12 protein-coding genes are annotated in these 13,701 nt (G+C 71.0%); 2 read left to right on the forward strand and 10 right to left on the reverse strand.

All coding sequences use genetic code 11. From position 1 onward, the window contains the following. Positions 1-13: 13 nt before the first annotated feature. The gene (locus NR792_RS30870) at positions 14-394 is read right to left on the reverse strand and encodes a hypothetical protein (RefSeq protein WP_375756288.1); all 381 of its coding nucleotides are present in this window, start codon (positions 392-394) and stop codon (positions 14-16) included. A 210-nt stretch (positions 395-604) separates the two neighbouring features. Further along, positions 605-1,132: a YkgJ family cysteine cluster protein gene (locus NR792_RS30875; RefSeq protein WP_375756289.1), complete on the reverse strand. Its 528-nt coding sequence runs from the start codon at positions 1,130-1,132 to the stop codon at positions 605-607. A 96-nt stretch (positions 1,133-1,228) separates the two neighbouring features. Here NR792_RS30875 and NR792_RS30880 point away from each other — a divergent pair, with 96 nt between their 5' ends. Beyond that, the gene (locus NR792_RS30880; protein WP_375756290.1) at positions 1,229-3,367 is read left to right on the forward strand and encodes a DUF4038 domain-containing protein; all 2,139 of its coding nucleotides are present in this window, start codon (positions 1,229-1,231) and stop codon (positions 3,365-3,367) included. Between the two features lie 7 nt (positions 3,368-3,374). Here NR792_RS30880 and NR792_RS30885 read toward each other — a convergent pair whose 3' ends face one another. The 6 genes from NR792_RS30885 to NR792_RS30910 form a co-directional block, all read right to left on the reverse strand. Continuing rightward, entirely contained in the window at positions 3,375-3,659 is a 285-nt protein-coding gene (locus tag NR792_RS30885; protein ID WP_375756291.1) for a hypothetical protein, read from the reverse strand. Positions 3,660-3,785: 126 nt separating this feature from the next. After that, positions 3,786-4,517, reverse strand: coding sequence for an SDR family NAD(P)-dependent oxidoreductase (locus NR792_RS30890; RefSeq protein ID WP_375756292.1), 732 nt, complete (start codon positions 4,515-4,517; stop codon positions 3,786-3,788). 781 nt (positions 4,518-5,298) lie between these two features. Continuing rightward, positions 5,299-6,435, reverse strand: coding sequence for a cysteine desulfurase family protein (locus NR792_RS30895; protein ID WP_375756293.1), 1,137 nt, complete (start codon positions 6,433-6,435; stop codon positions 5,299-5,301). Then, a complete protein-coding gene (locus NR792_RS30900; protein ID WP_375756294.1) occupies positions 6,432-7,700 on the reverse strand; it encodes an MFS transporter in 1,269 nt (422 codons plus the stop codon). Before NR792_RS30900 ends, NR792_RS30895 begins: the two co-directional genes overlap by 4 nt. Further along, complete coding sequence (locus tag NR792_RS30905; protein WP_375756295.1) at positions 7,697-8,437, reverse strand: MBL fold metallo-hydrolase; 741 nt, start codon at positions 8,435-8,437, stop codon at positions 7,697-7,699. Before NR792_RS30905 ends, NR792_RS30900 begins: the two co-directional genes overlap by 4 nt. Beyond that, positions 8,434-9,135 (reverse strand): ArsR/SmtB family transcription factor, encoded by a 702-nt coding sequence (locus NR792_RS30910; protein WP_375756296.1) that lies wholly within the window; start codon positions 9,133-9,135, stop codon positions 8,434-8,436. Before NR792_RS30910 ends, NR792_RS30905 begins: the two co-directional genes overlap by 4 nt. A 325-nt stretch (positions 9,136-9,460) precedes the next feature. Between NR792_RS30910 and NR792_RS30915 the strand changes: the two genes are divergently transcribed. After that, the gene (locus tag NR792_RS30915; RefSeq protein ID WP_375756297.1) at positions 9,461-11,851 is read left to right on the forward strand and encodes a hypothetical protein; all 2,391 of its coding nucleotides are present in this window, start codon (positions 9,461-9,463) and stop codon (positions 11,849-11,851) included. 32 nt (positions 11,852-11,883) lie between these two features. Here the strand turns inward: NR792_RS30915 and NR792_RS30920 are convergent, their stop codons facing one another. After that, the gene (locus NR792_RS30920) at positions 11,884-12,651 is read right to left on the reverse strand and encodes a glucose 1-dehydrogenase (protein WP_375756298.1); all 768 of its coding nucleotides are present in this window, start codon (positions 12,649-12,651) and stop codon (positions 11,884-11,886) included. Positions 12,652-12,684: 33 nt separating this feature from the next. Further along, positions 12,685-13,671, reverse strand: a complete 987-nt coding sequence (locus tag NR792_RS30925; RefSeq protein WP_375756299.1) for a zinc-dependent alcohol dehydrogenase family protein — start codon at positions 13,669-13,671, stop codon at positions 12,685-12,687. Positions 13,672-13,701: the final 30 nt, after the last annotated feature.

Here is a 13,701-nt window from a genome sequence, read left to right on the forward strand (position 1 = left end):
CAGGGAACGACGCTCAGGGCTGCTTGGGGTCGTGGTGGGAACCGGTGCCCACCAGGATGCTCGTGCAGGTTCCCGCGCTGTCGTAGGAGATCTGCACGTACGAGTCCGAGTTCAGCGAGTTGATCACCGACACCATGCCGGCATTGTTGGTGAAGCAGCTCGCGTTGGTGCCAGCCGCGTCCGTCGCCATGCACACGCCGTAGCCGGACGAGCTGATATAGCAATACAGGTTCTGATTGGAGTCCGCGCTGTTGCGGGCCGTCCCCATGCTCCCGTTGAAGTGGCGGTTCACGGTGTCAACGTAGACGGACATGCCGCCCTTGCTGCCGGCGAAGCTGGCCGTGGACAGACCCATGGCGACGCACAGACCCAACATCATTCCCGACTTCTTCATGTGGATTCCCCCTGCTCGATGAATGGTTGTCCTGGGCGCTCCAGGCGTTTCCAGGCGCGCGCGAGGATATGCCAGGGCACTGACGACTTCCAAGCTTTCAGGTGTAGTCCGGAAGCACGAAACCGGTGGCCGCGTGGGTGACGAGCCTCTCGACCACGCGCTCCAGCGGCTTCGTGGTGAGCAGGCCATGGATGTGGTTGCGCCAGGGGCTCACGGCTCCTGGCGCTGCCTCCGCGCGAACCACTCGGAGAGCGGGCGCATGGGGCCGCTCAGCCGCGCCACCGCATCCTCCAGGGCGTCCTGGTTGGCCCAGACGATGTCCGCGTCGCCGTGCTGGCCCACGAGGTCCAGGATGAAGTGGCAGAAGAGGCCGCCGTCGCGCGCGGCGGCGAAGCCATACGAGCGGCACGCCAGCGGCCGGTGCGCATAGACGCGGCACGCGCCCGTCTCGCGGTCCAGCAGCGGGCAGGCGTATGGGCGGGCCTCCTGCCGGGCCAGGGCTTCGACGCGGGCGCGGATCTCCTCCCGCGCTTCCGCTGGGAGCTGCTGGAGCCCTTCCTCCAGGTAGCGCCACTCCAGCTCCGTGAGGGGCAGGGGCGCGGCCAGGTGGCGGCAGCAGTGATCACAGCCACGGCGGCAGGGCCACCAATCGTGGGTGCCGGAGATGTCGGCCGCGCGTGCCTCCACGCGCTGGTACACGGCCTCCAGCGCGCGACGCGCTTCATCTGGCGTGCTCATCGGAGTTCCCTTCTTACCGCTGCCCGGGATCCGGCGCATCGGTCCGCACTGTCTGTGTTATGGCGCGCGGCTCCCCCTCTTCCAAGGAACCTCATCGTGAGACGCGCCTGGATGTCCCTGCTGTGCTTGTCCCTCCTGTCGGCGTGCGGGCCGGAGCCCGTGGTGGCCGGGCCGGACGCCCCCGTCACCGCTTCCTCCTCCCTGACCCTGTCGAAGCTGCGCGTGAGCAGCAACGGCCGCTTCCTGGTGAAGGCGGACGGCACGCCGTTCTTCTGGATGGCGGACACGGCCTGGCAGCTCATCCCGTACCTCAACCGCGACCAGGCGGCGACGTACCTCCAGAACCGCGCGGACCAGGGCTTCACCGTCGTGCAGGCCGTGGTGCTGGGGCCGCTCACGGGCCTGTACTCCAACGCGCAGGGCGACGTGCCCTTCCTCAACAACACCTTCACGACGCCCGCGGTGACGCCGGGCAGCGACCCGGCCAACGCCACCCAGTACGACTTCTGGGACCACGTCGACTTCGTCGTCGACCAGGCGGAGGCGCGCGGCCTCTACGTGGCGCTGCTGCCCCTGTGGGGCACGCTCGTGCAGGACGGCCACCTCACGCTGTCCAACGCGCAGGCGTATGGCCAGTTCCTGGGCAGCCGGTACGCGGGCCGCTCCATCATCTGGGTGCTCGGCGGTGACGTGAGCCCGGCGGGCTACGAGTCCGTCTGGCGCGCGCTGGCGAAGGGCATCGCCATCGGCACATCGGGTTCGGAGGACTACAGCCAGGTGCTGATGACCTTCCATCCGAAGGGTGGCGCCAGGTCCTCCACCTGGTTCCACAACGAGGCGTGGCTGGACTTCAACATGCAGCAGAACGGCCACTGCACGGACACGGACGTCTACAACCGCATGGCCAGCGACTACGCCCTGTCGCCCGCGAAGCCGTCGCTGGACGGAGAGCCGCTCTACGAGCAGTTCCCCATCTGCTTCAACGCCGCCAACGGCTTCTCCAACGACTACGAGGTGCGCAAGTACGCGTACTGGAGCGTGTTCGCGGGCGCGCTCGGCCACACCTACGGGCACAACGCCGTCTGGCAGATGTACGCGCCGGGCCGCTCGCCGCAGTTCAGCCCACAGAGCTTCTGGTACGACGCGCTCAACCACGCGGGCGCGGGCCAGATGCGCCACCTGCGCCGGCTCATCGAGTCGCGGCCCATGCTGGAGCGCACGCCGGACCAGGCCCTGCTGGCCTCCAGCGCGGGGACGGGCACCCAGCGCATCCAGGCCACGCGCTCCTCGAACGGCTCCTACGCCTTCGTCTACAGCGCGTCCGGGCTGGCCTTCACGGTGAACATGGGCCGGCTCTCCGGCGGGACGGTGCGCGCCACCTGGTACAACCCGCGCACGGGCGCGACGAGCGTGTCGGGCACCCATGCCAACACGGGGACGCGGCAGTTCACGCCCCCCAGCAGCGGGGCGGGGAATGACTGGGTGCTGGTGCTGGACGACACCACGCGCAACTTCCCGCCGCCGGGCGGCACGACGCCTCCGCCGGTGAACGAGGCCTACGCCACGCAGTCCGCGTCGGCGTCGCCTTCCACCGTGGCGCCGGGGCAGACGGTGAACCTGTCGGTGTCCATCCAGGCGGCGGGCGCGGCGTCGGGCCGCAACGTGAAGCTCAACGTGCGGGACGCGGCGGGCACCTACCTGGCCGGCGTGCCGTTCGCGAACCAGGCGTTCGCGCAGGGCGAGCTCAAGACGTACACGATGGCCTACGCGGTGCCGTCCACCCTGGCCAACGGGACGTACTGCCTGACGTCGGGCGTGGCGGATGCCACCTGGGCGACCTGGCTCTACTGGGACAACTGCGCGGCGTCGTTCACGGTGTCCAACGCGCCGGCGCCGCAGGTGGGCTTCACGCTGCTGTCCGCCTCCACGGCACCCACGACGGTGGCGCGGGGCGGCACGGTGCGGCTCACCAGCACCTTCCGGGCGGCGGGCGCGGCGAGCGGCGTGAACGTGAAGCTGGACGTGCGCAATCTGGCGGGCACGACCACGGTCGCCAGCAACCCCCTGGCCAACCAGGCGTTCACGCAGGGCCAGACGCGCACGTTCCAGGTGGACTACGCCGTCCCCACGACGCTGACCCCGGGCGGCTACTGCCTGGCGACCGGTGTCTCCACCGGGGACTGGTCCAGCTGGTACGTGTGGAACGGCTGCGCCGCGACCTTCACGGTGCAGTAGGAGCGCGTCAGTGGACGCGCTTGGAGGCGGCGCGTCCGGGGGTCTTCCGGGCCTTGCCGGCGGGCTTGCCCTTGGCGAGGGCGCCCGTCGCGCCCTTCTTCGGCGCGGCGGCCTTCCGGGCCTGCCGCGCCGGAGAGGCCGACGTCTTCGCGCTCTTGGTGGTGGCCTTGCGCTTCTTCTGCTGCGCGACCTTCTGGGTGTCCTCGTCGTTGCCGAGGCGCGGCCCCGACCCCTGCACACCCAGCATCGGTTGCTGTTGATGGAACGGATGTTCGCTGTAGCTGCGGCCCATGTCCGGTCTCCCGAGAAGCTCTCAGACCAACATGAAGTCGCTCTGCGTCCCTGAGGAGTGGGACGAGGGTCCAGGTCGGACGCCCGCCCACTCCGCATGCGGAAGTGCTTGCGGCGCGCGGGGGCTTCAGGCCCCGGCGGTCCAACCCCCGTCGATGTCGATGACCTGCCCGGTGGCGTACGCGCACGTCGCGAGGAAATACGCCGCGTCCGCCATGTCGTGCACCGTCCCCGGCTTCTTGAGCGGGACCTTGCTCACGAGCGCGTCCAGGAACGCACCCACCTGCTCCGGAGGGACGCCCCAGTCGATGGCCGTGTCGCGCGTCAGCCCAGGGGACAGCACGTTGACGCGGATGCCCCGGGGCGCGAGCTCCACGGACAGCGAGCGGCCCATGGCGTTGACCGCGCCGCACAGCCCCGCGCCGCCCGAGTAGTTCACCAGGGCCGTGTGACCCGCGATGCCGGAGCACAGGATGATGGCGCTGCCCGGAGCCATCTTCGGCACCGCGTGGTGGCAGGCGGAGAGCTGACCGAAGAACCGGTCGTTGAAGAGGGACCGCCACGACTGCGACGGCACGCTCTCCACCGCGCCGAACACGGCCCCCCCCGCGCACGTCACCAGCAGGTCCACGCGCGGCACGGAGTCGATGAGCCGCTTCACCTGCGCGTCGTCGCCCACGTCGGTGACGACGCCCCGGGCGCCCCGGCCAATCCTCGCCGCCGCGTCCTCCAGGCGCTGCTGGCGGCGCCCGGCGATGACCACCTCCGCGCCCTCGCGGGCGAAGCGCTCCGCGATGGCGAAGCCAATGCCCGTCCCACCGCCCGTCACGACCGCGATCTTCCCGTCCAATGCGCCCATGTGTGTGTCTCCCTGAAAAGACATACGGATGCTATGGGCACAGCTGGCAATAGGGCTGGTGCGCCTCGGTGAAAAGGAACGCTTGGGTGAAGAGGCTTGTAAGGCGTCTACCGCGTCGCCCCCAGCGCGGTCCAACTCGGCGGAGGCGGCGTTGAGCTCCCTGAGCGCCTCGATGTAACCGCGCCGGGCCTCCAGGCTCTCCCTGCGGAGGATGAGCAGCTCACCTTGCCGGCGCGGTAGGCCTCCGTCGACAGCTCCAGGTTCTCCTCCAGGGCTTGGAGGACGTCGCCAGCGTAGAGCTCCGCGGCGACCTCGCCTCGCGCCGACTGATGCTGGTTGAAGAGCGGGAGGGTGAGCCCGCCCATCCCCTGGACGATGGGCCTTCCGTCGTCACGCGCGTAGCTCGCGCCAATCGTCGGCGTGGGCAGCACCTCCGGGAGACGCGCTGCTGACTCTGACTCGCGCGGGCGGCCTCCAGGACTGACAGAAGGCCCGGAGGACCGCACGCCGCCCCAGTGCCTGGGCCTCGGCGTCCTCGGGCACCGGCTCCATCGCCTTTGGGAGCGCCAGCTGCCCTGCGCGCGCCAGCGGGGCTTCCGGCGGCATCCCCGGCAGCAGGCGCACCTCCGCCAGCGCCGCCACGAGCGCCTGGCTTGCTGGGGACCGGATGGCCGGACATCGCGGTGGGCGTGGCCATCTCCGCGCTCTTCCTCAAGGCCGCCGCGGCCGCCCTGCGTGACGCGAAGGCGGACCTCCGCGCCGCCTGGCTCCGGTGCGGCGTTCAGCGGGTCAGCTGCCGCCAGGATTGGAGGAGCGCGGCTGCGGCCTGTCGCACCTCCTCGGGCGTGGTGGTTCGGCCCAGCGTCAGTCGGACGGAGCCCAGCGCCTCCGCGGCGGGGACGCCCATGGCGAGGATGACCGCCGACGCCGTCTCATGCCCCGCGTGGCAGGCGGACCCTGTCGAGGCCGCCACGTCGGGCACCACCTCGAGGAGCGCCGGGCCCGAAACGCCCGGGAACCGCACGTTGAGCGTGTTGGGTAGGCGCAGCTCGCGGTGCCCGTTGAGCGCGAGCCCCGGGATGCTGCTCGCGAGCAGTTCCCACAGCAGGTCGCGCAGTCCCTTCATGCGCGAGGCCGCGGCGTCCAGGTCCCGGCCCACCGTTTCACACGCGGCGCCGAGCCCGACGATGGAGGCGACGTTCTCGGTGCCGGGCCTCAGCCCGCGTTCGTGGCTCGCGCCCAGCGCGAAGGGGGCGAGCGGAGTGCCGCGCTTCACGTAGAGCGCCCCGACTCCCTTCGGTGCGTAGAGCTTATGTCCCGCGACGGAGAGCAGGTCGACTCCCAGCTCACGCACCTGCACCGGCACCTTGCCCAGGGATTGCGCGGCGTCGGTGTGCATGAGGGCGCCAACGCCGTGGGCCAGCCGTGCGAGCGCCGCGATGGGCTGGAGCACGCCCGTCTCATTGTTCGAATGCATCACGGTGACGAGCGCGGTCTCACGGCCCAGGGCCTCGCGCGCCTCGGCTTCACGGGCGACGCCCTCGGCATCCACGCCGATGCGCGACACGCGGTGTCCCTTCTTCTCAAGCCACTCGCAGGGGACCGCCGTGGCGGGATGCTCGATGCGCGTCGTGACGACATGGCGCTCGCGGCCGAGGGCCTCGAGCACGCCGCGGATGGCGAGGTTGTTCGCCTCGGTGCCGCCCGACGTGAAAAGCACCTCGTCCGCGTCGCAGCCGAGCAGCGCGGCGACCTGTTCGCGGGCACGGGCCACGGCGCTGCGGGCGCGAAGCCCGTACACATGGCCGCTGGAGGGGTTGCCGAAGTGCTCGCGCAAGTACGGCAGCATCGCGTCGACGACCTCCGGGAAGAGCGGCGTCGTGGCGTTGTGGTCCAGGTAGATGGGGTCGCTCGTCATGAGAGTGCGGGCCTGTCCTCGGAAGCCGGGGCCGCAGGCCGGCGCAGCGTCTCCCGCATGCGCACCGCGACGGCGACCCCGGAGATGAACGTGATGGCCGGACCGAGCCACATGGCGCGCGATACGCCAACCGCGTCGGCGATTCCTCCCGCGACGACAGCGCCGACCGCGTAGCCGATGTCCCGCCAGAGACGATAGACGCCCACCGCGGAAGCACGCCACGTCGCATGCGCGACATCCCCGATGGCCGCGAGCAACGTTGGATAGACCATCGCGGTGCCAAGCCCGAGGAGGGCGGCGCCCAGCGCGAACCCTGGGAAGCCTCGGGACAGCAGCAGGCTGACGAGGGCGAAGGACTGGAGCCACTGCCCTCCGACAATCAGCCACTTGCGGCCCAGCCGGTCGGAGAGTGCACCGGTGAAGAGCTGCCCCATGCCCCAGGTCGCGGGATAGAGCGCCGCCAGCACGCCAATCTGGTCGAGCGACATCCCCGCCTCCGCGAAGAACAGCGGGAAGATTCCCCAGGCAATGCCGTCGTTCAGGTTGTTGACGAGCCCCGCCTGGCTGATGCTCGAGAGATTCCGGTCGAGAAACGAAGTGCGCCAGAAGACCTCGCGCTGGGTGGGTCTGTCTGCCGGAGGAGCCCCGTCCTGGAGCTTCGATTCGGCGGCGACGTGGTGCTTCGTCTCACGTACGGCGAACACGGAGAGCAGAAGCCCGCAGGCGACATAGCCGACACCGAGATAGAAGGGCTCGGGACGCAGGCCGTGGCGCGCGGCGACAAAGCCCGTCGCGAGGGCGCTCCCCGCGACGGCGAAGTAGCCGGCGAACTCGTTGAGCCCCATCGCGAGCCCGCGCTTCGCGGGTCCCGCGAGGTCGATCTTCATGATGACGGTCGTCGACCACGTGAGCCCCTGGCTGACGCCGAGGAGCGCGTTGGCGAACAACACCCATCCCCAGCCCGGCGCCCACATCAGGAGGAACGGTACCGGCGCGGCCACGAGCCAGCCTCCCACCAGCACGTGCTTGCGTCCCCAGCGGTCCGACAGGCGCCCGGCCAGATAGTTCGTGAGCGCCTTCGTGATGCCGAACACGACGATGAACGAGAGCACGGCGCTCTTCGCCACAAGGTGGAACTCGTGCTCGGCGATGGGCGGTAGGAGGGTGCGCTCCATGCCGACCATCGCGCCCACGAAGGCGTTCACGACGACCAGCAGTGAGAACTGGCCCAGGTTCTCGCGCAGCCCCAGGCGGACGGGCCTCACGGAGTGTCCTCTTCCCGTCCCTGGTTGACGCGGAGGATCCGCTCCATGGCCGCGGGCTTCGGCTGCACGTCCGAGAGCGCGTCGACGAAGTCGCCTCGCGACATCGAGAGCAGCGGGTTCCAGCGCTTCTCGAAAGCAAGGGTGCTCGACGGCTTGCCGCTCATGCCGGCGCCGCAGGCCGAGCCCGCGTAGTGGCCTGGATAGAGTTCCAGCTCGTCCGGCAACGTGAGGAGCTTCGTGTGGATGCTGGCGTAGAGCTCGCCCGCGTTCTCCCGGGCCCGGCCGGGAAGGTCCGGGCGGCCGACAGCGCCAACGAACAGCGTGTCTCCCGTGAGGACGAACCACGGTGCGGTCCCCCGCCGCAGGTCGGTGACGACCAGGCTGATGCTCTCGGGGGTATGGCCCGGCGTGTGGAGCACCTGAATGCGCGTGTTGCCGAGCTCGACCTCCTGCCCGTCGTGAAGCGGCTCGAAGGGGAGGGCCACGCGGGCGGACGCGTGCAGGCAGTAGGCGGCGCCGGCCTTCCTGGCCAGGGCGGGGCCGCCGCTCTTGTGGTCGGCGTGCACATGCGTGTCGATGACGTGCGTCACTCGCATGCCCTTCGACGAGGCGAACGCGAGATACGTGTCGACGTCCTCCTCGTGGGCATCGACGACGGCGCACCTGCCGAGGCCGCCACAGCCGAAGAGGTACGCGGCACAGCCAGTGGCGTCGTAGTGGTAGGGCTTGAAGATCATGCTGGCGGTCTCCTGCTCGTGTGGCGGGGGAAGAGGGGAGAAGCGTTGACGGGGAGGCCCGCGGCGTGCCACTCGGGGAAGCCCTCATGGAGCCGGCGTGCCTTGCGGCCGGAGGCGCGAAGCAGCTTCACAGCCTGGTCCGCGTAGACGCAGTAGGGGCCACGGCAGTACGCGACCACCTCGCGCCGTTTGGGAAGGTCCTTGAGGCGCTCCTCCAACTCGGCGAGCGGAATGGAGAGTGCCCCGGTGATGTGCCCGGCCGCGTACTCCTCGGCGGGGCGGACGTCGAGCACCACCACCTCGTGTGCACGGGCGCGCTCGAGGAGCTCCTCGCGGCCCACCGGCGCCATGCCGTCCCGGTCGCCCAGGTAGGTGTCCACCACGCGCTGGACGTCCGCCAGCTGCGCCTCCGCCACGTTCCGGACGCTCGAGAGGAGCATGAAGACGGCGGGGCTCGCCAAGCGGTAGTGCACGAAGACGCCTTCCTTGCGCGTCTCCACCAGACGCGCCTCCCGCAGCACCTGGAGGTGCTGGGAGGTGCTGGCCACGCTCATCCGCGTTTCCCGGGCGAGCCATTCCACGGTCCGCTCGCTTTGGGCGAGCAGGTCGATGAGCTCCAGCCGCTTCGGGCTGCCGAGCGCCTTGGAGACCCGGGAAAGCTGCTCGTACAGCGCGTCCTTGAAGGCTCGGCTACCCATGGATGACATCCTCAATAATTCAATTGAACATTTCTATATTGGGCAGGGGCTGTCCCGTCAAGGCAGCTCGTGCCCGATGGGGCCGTGTGCGCTGGGGACTGCGTCTGGCGTTGACATCCCGCGCGCCCGGACAGCTGATCCCTGGATGGAATCCGAATCGAGGAGTGCCGGCATTCCGTCCGGCAGCGGCGTGCGCCAGGGTGCGGAGGCACGCTGCCCCGGCTGCATCCGCTTCATCCCTCTTGACGCCGCGTGCCCGCATTGCCTGTGTGGTGCCATCCCGCCGGAGCGTTATGGCTCCGCGCGGGCGCTGCTGAAGTCCGGGGTGGACCGCTTCGCCCTGGCCGCGCGCACCGCCGCGCTGGAGCCCGCCCAGGTGGCGGTGCTGGAGGCGCGCTACGCACGGCAGTGGGGCGCGGTGCAGCGCCTCTCCGAGGACGCGCGGCGCATCGAGCCCCTCCTCGTGCAGCGCGGCTTCACGCGGGAGCTGGAGGACGCGTGGGCGCTGATATTGCCCATCGAGGAGTCCGCCCTGGAGGAGATGCTCGCGCCCTTCAGCCCCATGCCGGACTCGCTGGAGTGGCTGGCGGACAAGTCCCCGGATCCGACCCTGCGCCTCCTGGCCGCGCTCGCGTTGGTGCACCAGGGCAACGGGTCGCGGGAGGCCCGCTTCGCCGTGAGCAACCAGCTGCTGCACGGCGAGGGCCGCATGGCGGTGGAGGCCATGCTCGCCATGACGCGCTGGCGCCACGGCCTCCCCCCGCGGCTGGGCTCCGGGGAGCGCGAGCGGATCCGCGGCCTCGCCCTGGGCGTGCTCGACGTGCCGGAGCTGTCCTCGCGCGCCGCCGTCGCCTGGTCGCGGGTGTCACAGGCGGTGACGCCGGAGAGCGTCTCCGCCGCGCTGCACCGGGGCCTGTATGGCCATGACGCCGACGTCCGCTTCGAGTGCGCCCTGTGCCTTCACGATGAGATGGAGGTCGCCCAGGCGCTGGACTCCGCTGACGCGGAGGTCGTCCGCTTCGCGCGGCGCATCCTGAGCCAGTGGGGCTCGCGCCGGCTGCTCGCGCGGCTGCGGCAGGACGGCGACGCGGCCTTCGCGAAGGAGGTCCTCCGCGAGCTCCCCTCGCAGTTACCCGAGGACGCCCTGGAGGCGGCGCTCACCGTGTCCCTGCGCACGGTGGGTTCGCTCGCGGGCGAGCTGTTGTCCTTCGCGAGGCGGCGCCCCTTCCGCGCGTGGGGCCTGGAGGGCCAGCGGCAGTGGGCCCGCTGGGCGCGCTCGGTGCTGCGCGACCTGCCCGCGAAGACCGCGCTGGACTTCTTCGAGTGGGCCGCCACGCCTCTCCATGACGACCCCGAGGCTCCCGAAGAGGAGGAGTCCGAGGCGATGTGGGCCTTCCTGGAGGAGACGGTGCACGCCATCGACCGGGGGACGGCGAAGGACCGCACCGCGTGCTTCGGTGACTCCGCGTTCGCGCGTGTCCTGCACCACTCGGGCGTGGACGAACAGCGGCGGCTGAACGACTGGGCCCGTGACACGTACAGCGGAGAGGCCCTGCTGGAAGCGTTGATCATGTTCCCCGCGCGGGCGCGGAACCTGGGCCTCGTCCCGGACACCCGGCACGTGGAGAAGCACCCCGACCCGGGGCACGCGGGACGGCTGCTGATGGCCGTCTGGGAAGGGCCGGGCCAGCACCTCCTGGTGCCGCCGCTGTCCCGCGCGGTGCACTCCTGGAGCTCCCTCTCCGGCCGGGAGGTGCTCGTCGAAGCCGTCTGGCGCCGCTTCCAGTCCCATCCCGCCGAGCGCGGTGCCCTGCTCGCCGCCTTCGCGCCCTGGCGCGATGCGCTCTGGGAGCACCAGTGCGAGGTGGAGCCGGATGCCCTCGCGCGCTTCCAGTCCTGGTGGCGCGTGGACCCCGAGGGGCTCTTCCAGCAGACGACGCGACTGCTGGACGACGTGCCGGTGGACGCGCTGCCACGGCGGCTGCGCGCCCTCTGGGACGCGGCGGAGGAGCTGGTGGGCACTCGCCCGCGCACCGCGTCCCTCTCCGTGTCGAAGGGCGCCATGGCGCTGCGCAACGGCCTGGAGTCCCGCGACGCGGCCGCCCTCCCGGTGCTGGACGCGGAGCTGGACCACTTCGAAGCGTGGCTGCCCGCCTTCGAGAAGCGCGTGCTCGCCACGCCGTCCCCGGCGGAGGAGTCGAACATCCACCGCGACTTCCTGGACGACACGCACGGCGCGCTGCGGATGATGCGGGAGCGCCGCGAGCGCAGGCGCGAGAACGAGGAGCACGCGCGCCAGCGTGAAATCGACCGTCAGGTGGCCGAGTCCCGCCGCCGCGACCAGGAGCGCCGCGCCGAGGTTGCCCGCCGCGACGCCGAAGCGCGCGAGGCCCAGCAGGCCGTCGAGCGCGAACGGCAGGAGACGCTGGCCCGCGTGGAGGCGCAGCGCCTGCTGGTGACGCTCCAGCCGCGCGTGCCGCTCAAGCCCGTGGACCGGGAGGTGGTCTTCCCGGAGACGGCCTTCCCCACGCTCGTGGACTACGCGCGGATGATCAAGGCGATGCAGCGGGGCGGGGACGTGATGAAGCTCTTCGACACGCTGGGGCTCACCCCCGCCACCTGGGCCGCGCAGGCGACCGCCTGGGGGCAGGCGATGGTGGGCCGCATGGAATTGGGGATGCGCTTCGGGGAGCTGCTGACGGCGCCCTGGGAATGACTGCCCGGGCGCCGCCGTGAATGCATGCGGCGCTACTGCGCGGTGGCGCCGCCGTCGAGGACCATCTCCGCGCCGGTCATCAGCTTGGACTCGTCCGACGCCAGGTAGACGACGGCGTTGGCCACGTCGTCCGGCTCACCGAAGCGGCCCGCGGGGATGCCCTTGAGCATGCGCGCGCGCGTCTTGTCCGCCTGGCCGCCGGCCTGGGCCAGCGCCTCCACCATGGCCGTCTCCACGTAGCCGGGGTGGATGGAGTTGCAGCGGATGCCGTAGCCCTTGTACGCGCAGTGCAGCGCCACGGACTTGGACAGCATGCGCACGCCGGCCTTGCTGGAGCAGTACGCGGGGAACTGCGGCACGCCCACGAGCCCCGCGATGGAGGAGATGTTGATGATGGAGCCGTTCTGGGACTTCGACTCCCGCATCACGCGGATGCCGTGCTTGCAGCCCAGGAAGACGCCGTCCAGGTTGACCGAGTGCACGAGCTTCCACTCGTCCAGGGACATCTCCTCCACGTCCTTCACGATGCCCATGCCCGCGTTGTTCACGAGCACGTCCAGCCGCCCGAACTTCTCCACCGTGCGCGCCAGCGCGCTCACCCACTGGTCCTCGCGGGTGACGTCCAGCGGGACGAACAGGCCGGCCTCGCCCAGCTCCTCCGCCACCGCGCGGGCTTCGGCCTCGCGCCGGTCGGTGACCACCACCTTCGCGCCCTCGCGCGCGAGCATCCGCGCGGACGCGGCGCCCAGGCCCCCCGCGCCGCCGGTCACCAGGGCCACCTTGCCTTCGACTCGCTTCATGGTCGTCGTTCCTTCACGTGAGCGGCGGGTGCTTCACGCCGCGGGGTTGGGGGTGAGCAGGACCTTCCCGTTGCGGCCCGGCTCCAGCGCGCGCTTCACCGCGTCCTGGATGCGCTCCAGCGGATAGGTGCCGTCCACGGGCGCCTGGAGCGTGCCCACCGCCATCAGCTCCGCCAGCCGCGCGAGCGTGGCGTTCTGCTCCTCGCGCGGGGCATCGCGCAGCCAGCGCGTCAGCCAGAAGCCGCGCAGGGTGACGTCCTTGAAGATGCTGGCCGCCGCGGACAGCATGGGGCCCTTGCCGCTCATGGCGCCGTAGTTCACCAGCACGCCGCCCGTCGCCAGACAGTCGCCCACCCTGCGGGCGGAGTCGCCGCCCACCGCGTCGATGCCCAGCCGCACCTTCGCGCCGCCCGTGGCCGCGCGCACCTGCTTGGGCAGCTCATCCGTGTCCAGCAGCACCACGTCCGCGCCCTGGGCCTTGAGCTCGTCGGCCAGCTCCTGGCGGCGCACGACGTTGACGGTCTTCAGGCCCATCACCTGCGCCAGCGTGATGAGGTAGCGCCCCACCGCGGAGTTGGCGGCGTTCTGCACCACCCACTCACCCGGCTGGAGCGTCACGAACTGACGCAGCATCAGGTAGGCGGTGGGCGGGTTGATGAGCAGCATGCTCGCCTGGAGCAGGTCCAGGCCCGGCGGCACGGGCAACAGCTGCGCGGCGGGCGCGACGAGGTGGGTGCGCCAGGTGCCCGCGCCCAGCGGCAGGAACACGAGGTCCCCCACGGCCACGGCGTCGGTGCCGGCCACCTCCACCACGCGGCCCACGCCCTCGTTGCCGGGCGTGGCGGGCAGCTTGGGCAGCACGCCGTATTCGCCGGAGAGGGTGAGCAGATCAGAGGGGTTGATGGGCGTGGCGAGCACGGCCAGCCGCGCCTCGCCGGGCTTCAGCGGCATAGGCGACTCCTCCACCACCTGGGCGACGTCGGGGGGCGGCCCGAAGGCCGAGAAGCGCACTGCTTTCATGGCATTGCTCCCGCGCTGTGAAGGCGGCGC

The sequence above is a fragment of the Corallococcus exercitus genome (genome assembly GCF_042231735.1).
GTDB lineage: Bacteria > Myxococcota > Myxococcia > Myxococcales > Myxococcaceae > Corallococcus > Corallococcus exercitus_B.

Excerpts from the sequence above, each read along its gene's own strand:
- NR792_RS30890 (WP_375756292.1), bottom strand. The coding sequence starts at position 4,517 with ATGGGCGCATTGGACGGGAAGATCGCGGTCGTGACGGGCGGTGGGACG.
- NR792_RS30885 (WP_375756291.1), bottom strand. The coding sequence starts at position 3,659 with ATGGGCCGCAGCTACAGCGAACATCCGTTCCATCAACAGCAACCGATG.
- NR792_RS30870 (WP_375756288.1), bottom strand. The coding sequence starts at position 394 with ATGAAGAAGTCGGGAATGATGTTGGGTCTGTGCGTCGCCATGGGTCTG.
- NR792_RS30875 (WP_375756289.1), bottom strand. The coding sequence starts at position 1,132 with ATGAGCACGCCAGATGAAGCGCGTCGCGCGCTGGAGGCCGTGTACCAG.
- NR792_RS30905 (WP_375756295.1), bottom strand. The coding sequence starts at position 8,437 with ATGATCTTCAAGCCCTACCACTACGACGCCACTGGCTGTGCCGCGTAC.
- NR792_RS30920 (WP_375756298.1), bottom strand. The coding sequence starts at position 12,651 with ATGAAGCGAGTCGAAGGCAAGGTGGCCCTGGTGACCGGCGGCGCGGGG.
- NR792_RS30910 (WP_375756296.1), bottom strand. The coding sequence starts at position 9,135 with ATGGGTAGCCGAGCCTTCAAGGACGCGCTGTACGAGCAGCTTTCCCGG.
- NR792_RS30925 (WP_375756299.1), bottom strand. The coding sequence starts at position 13,671 with ATGAAAGCAGTGCGCTTCTCGGCCTTCGGGCCGCCCCCCGACGTCGCC.
- NR792_RS30895 (WP_375756293.1), bottom strand. The coding sequence starts at position 6,435 with ATGACGAGCGACCCCATCTACCTGGACCACAACGCCACGACGCCGCTC.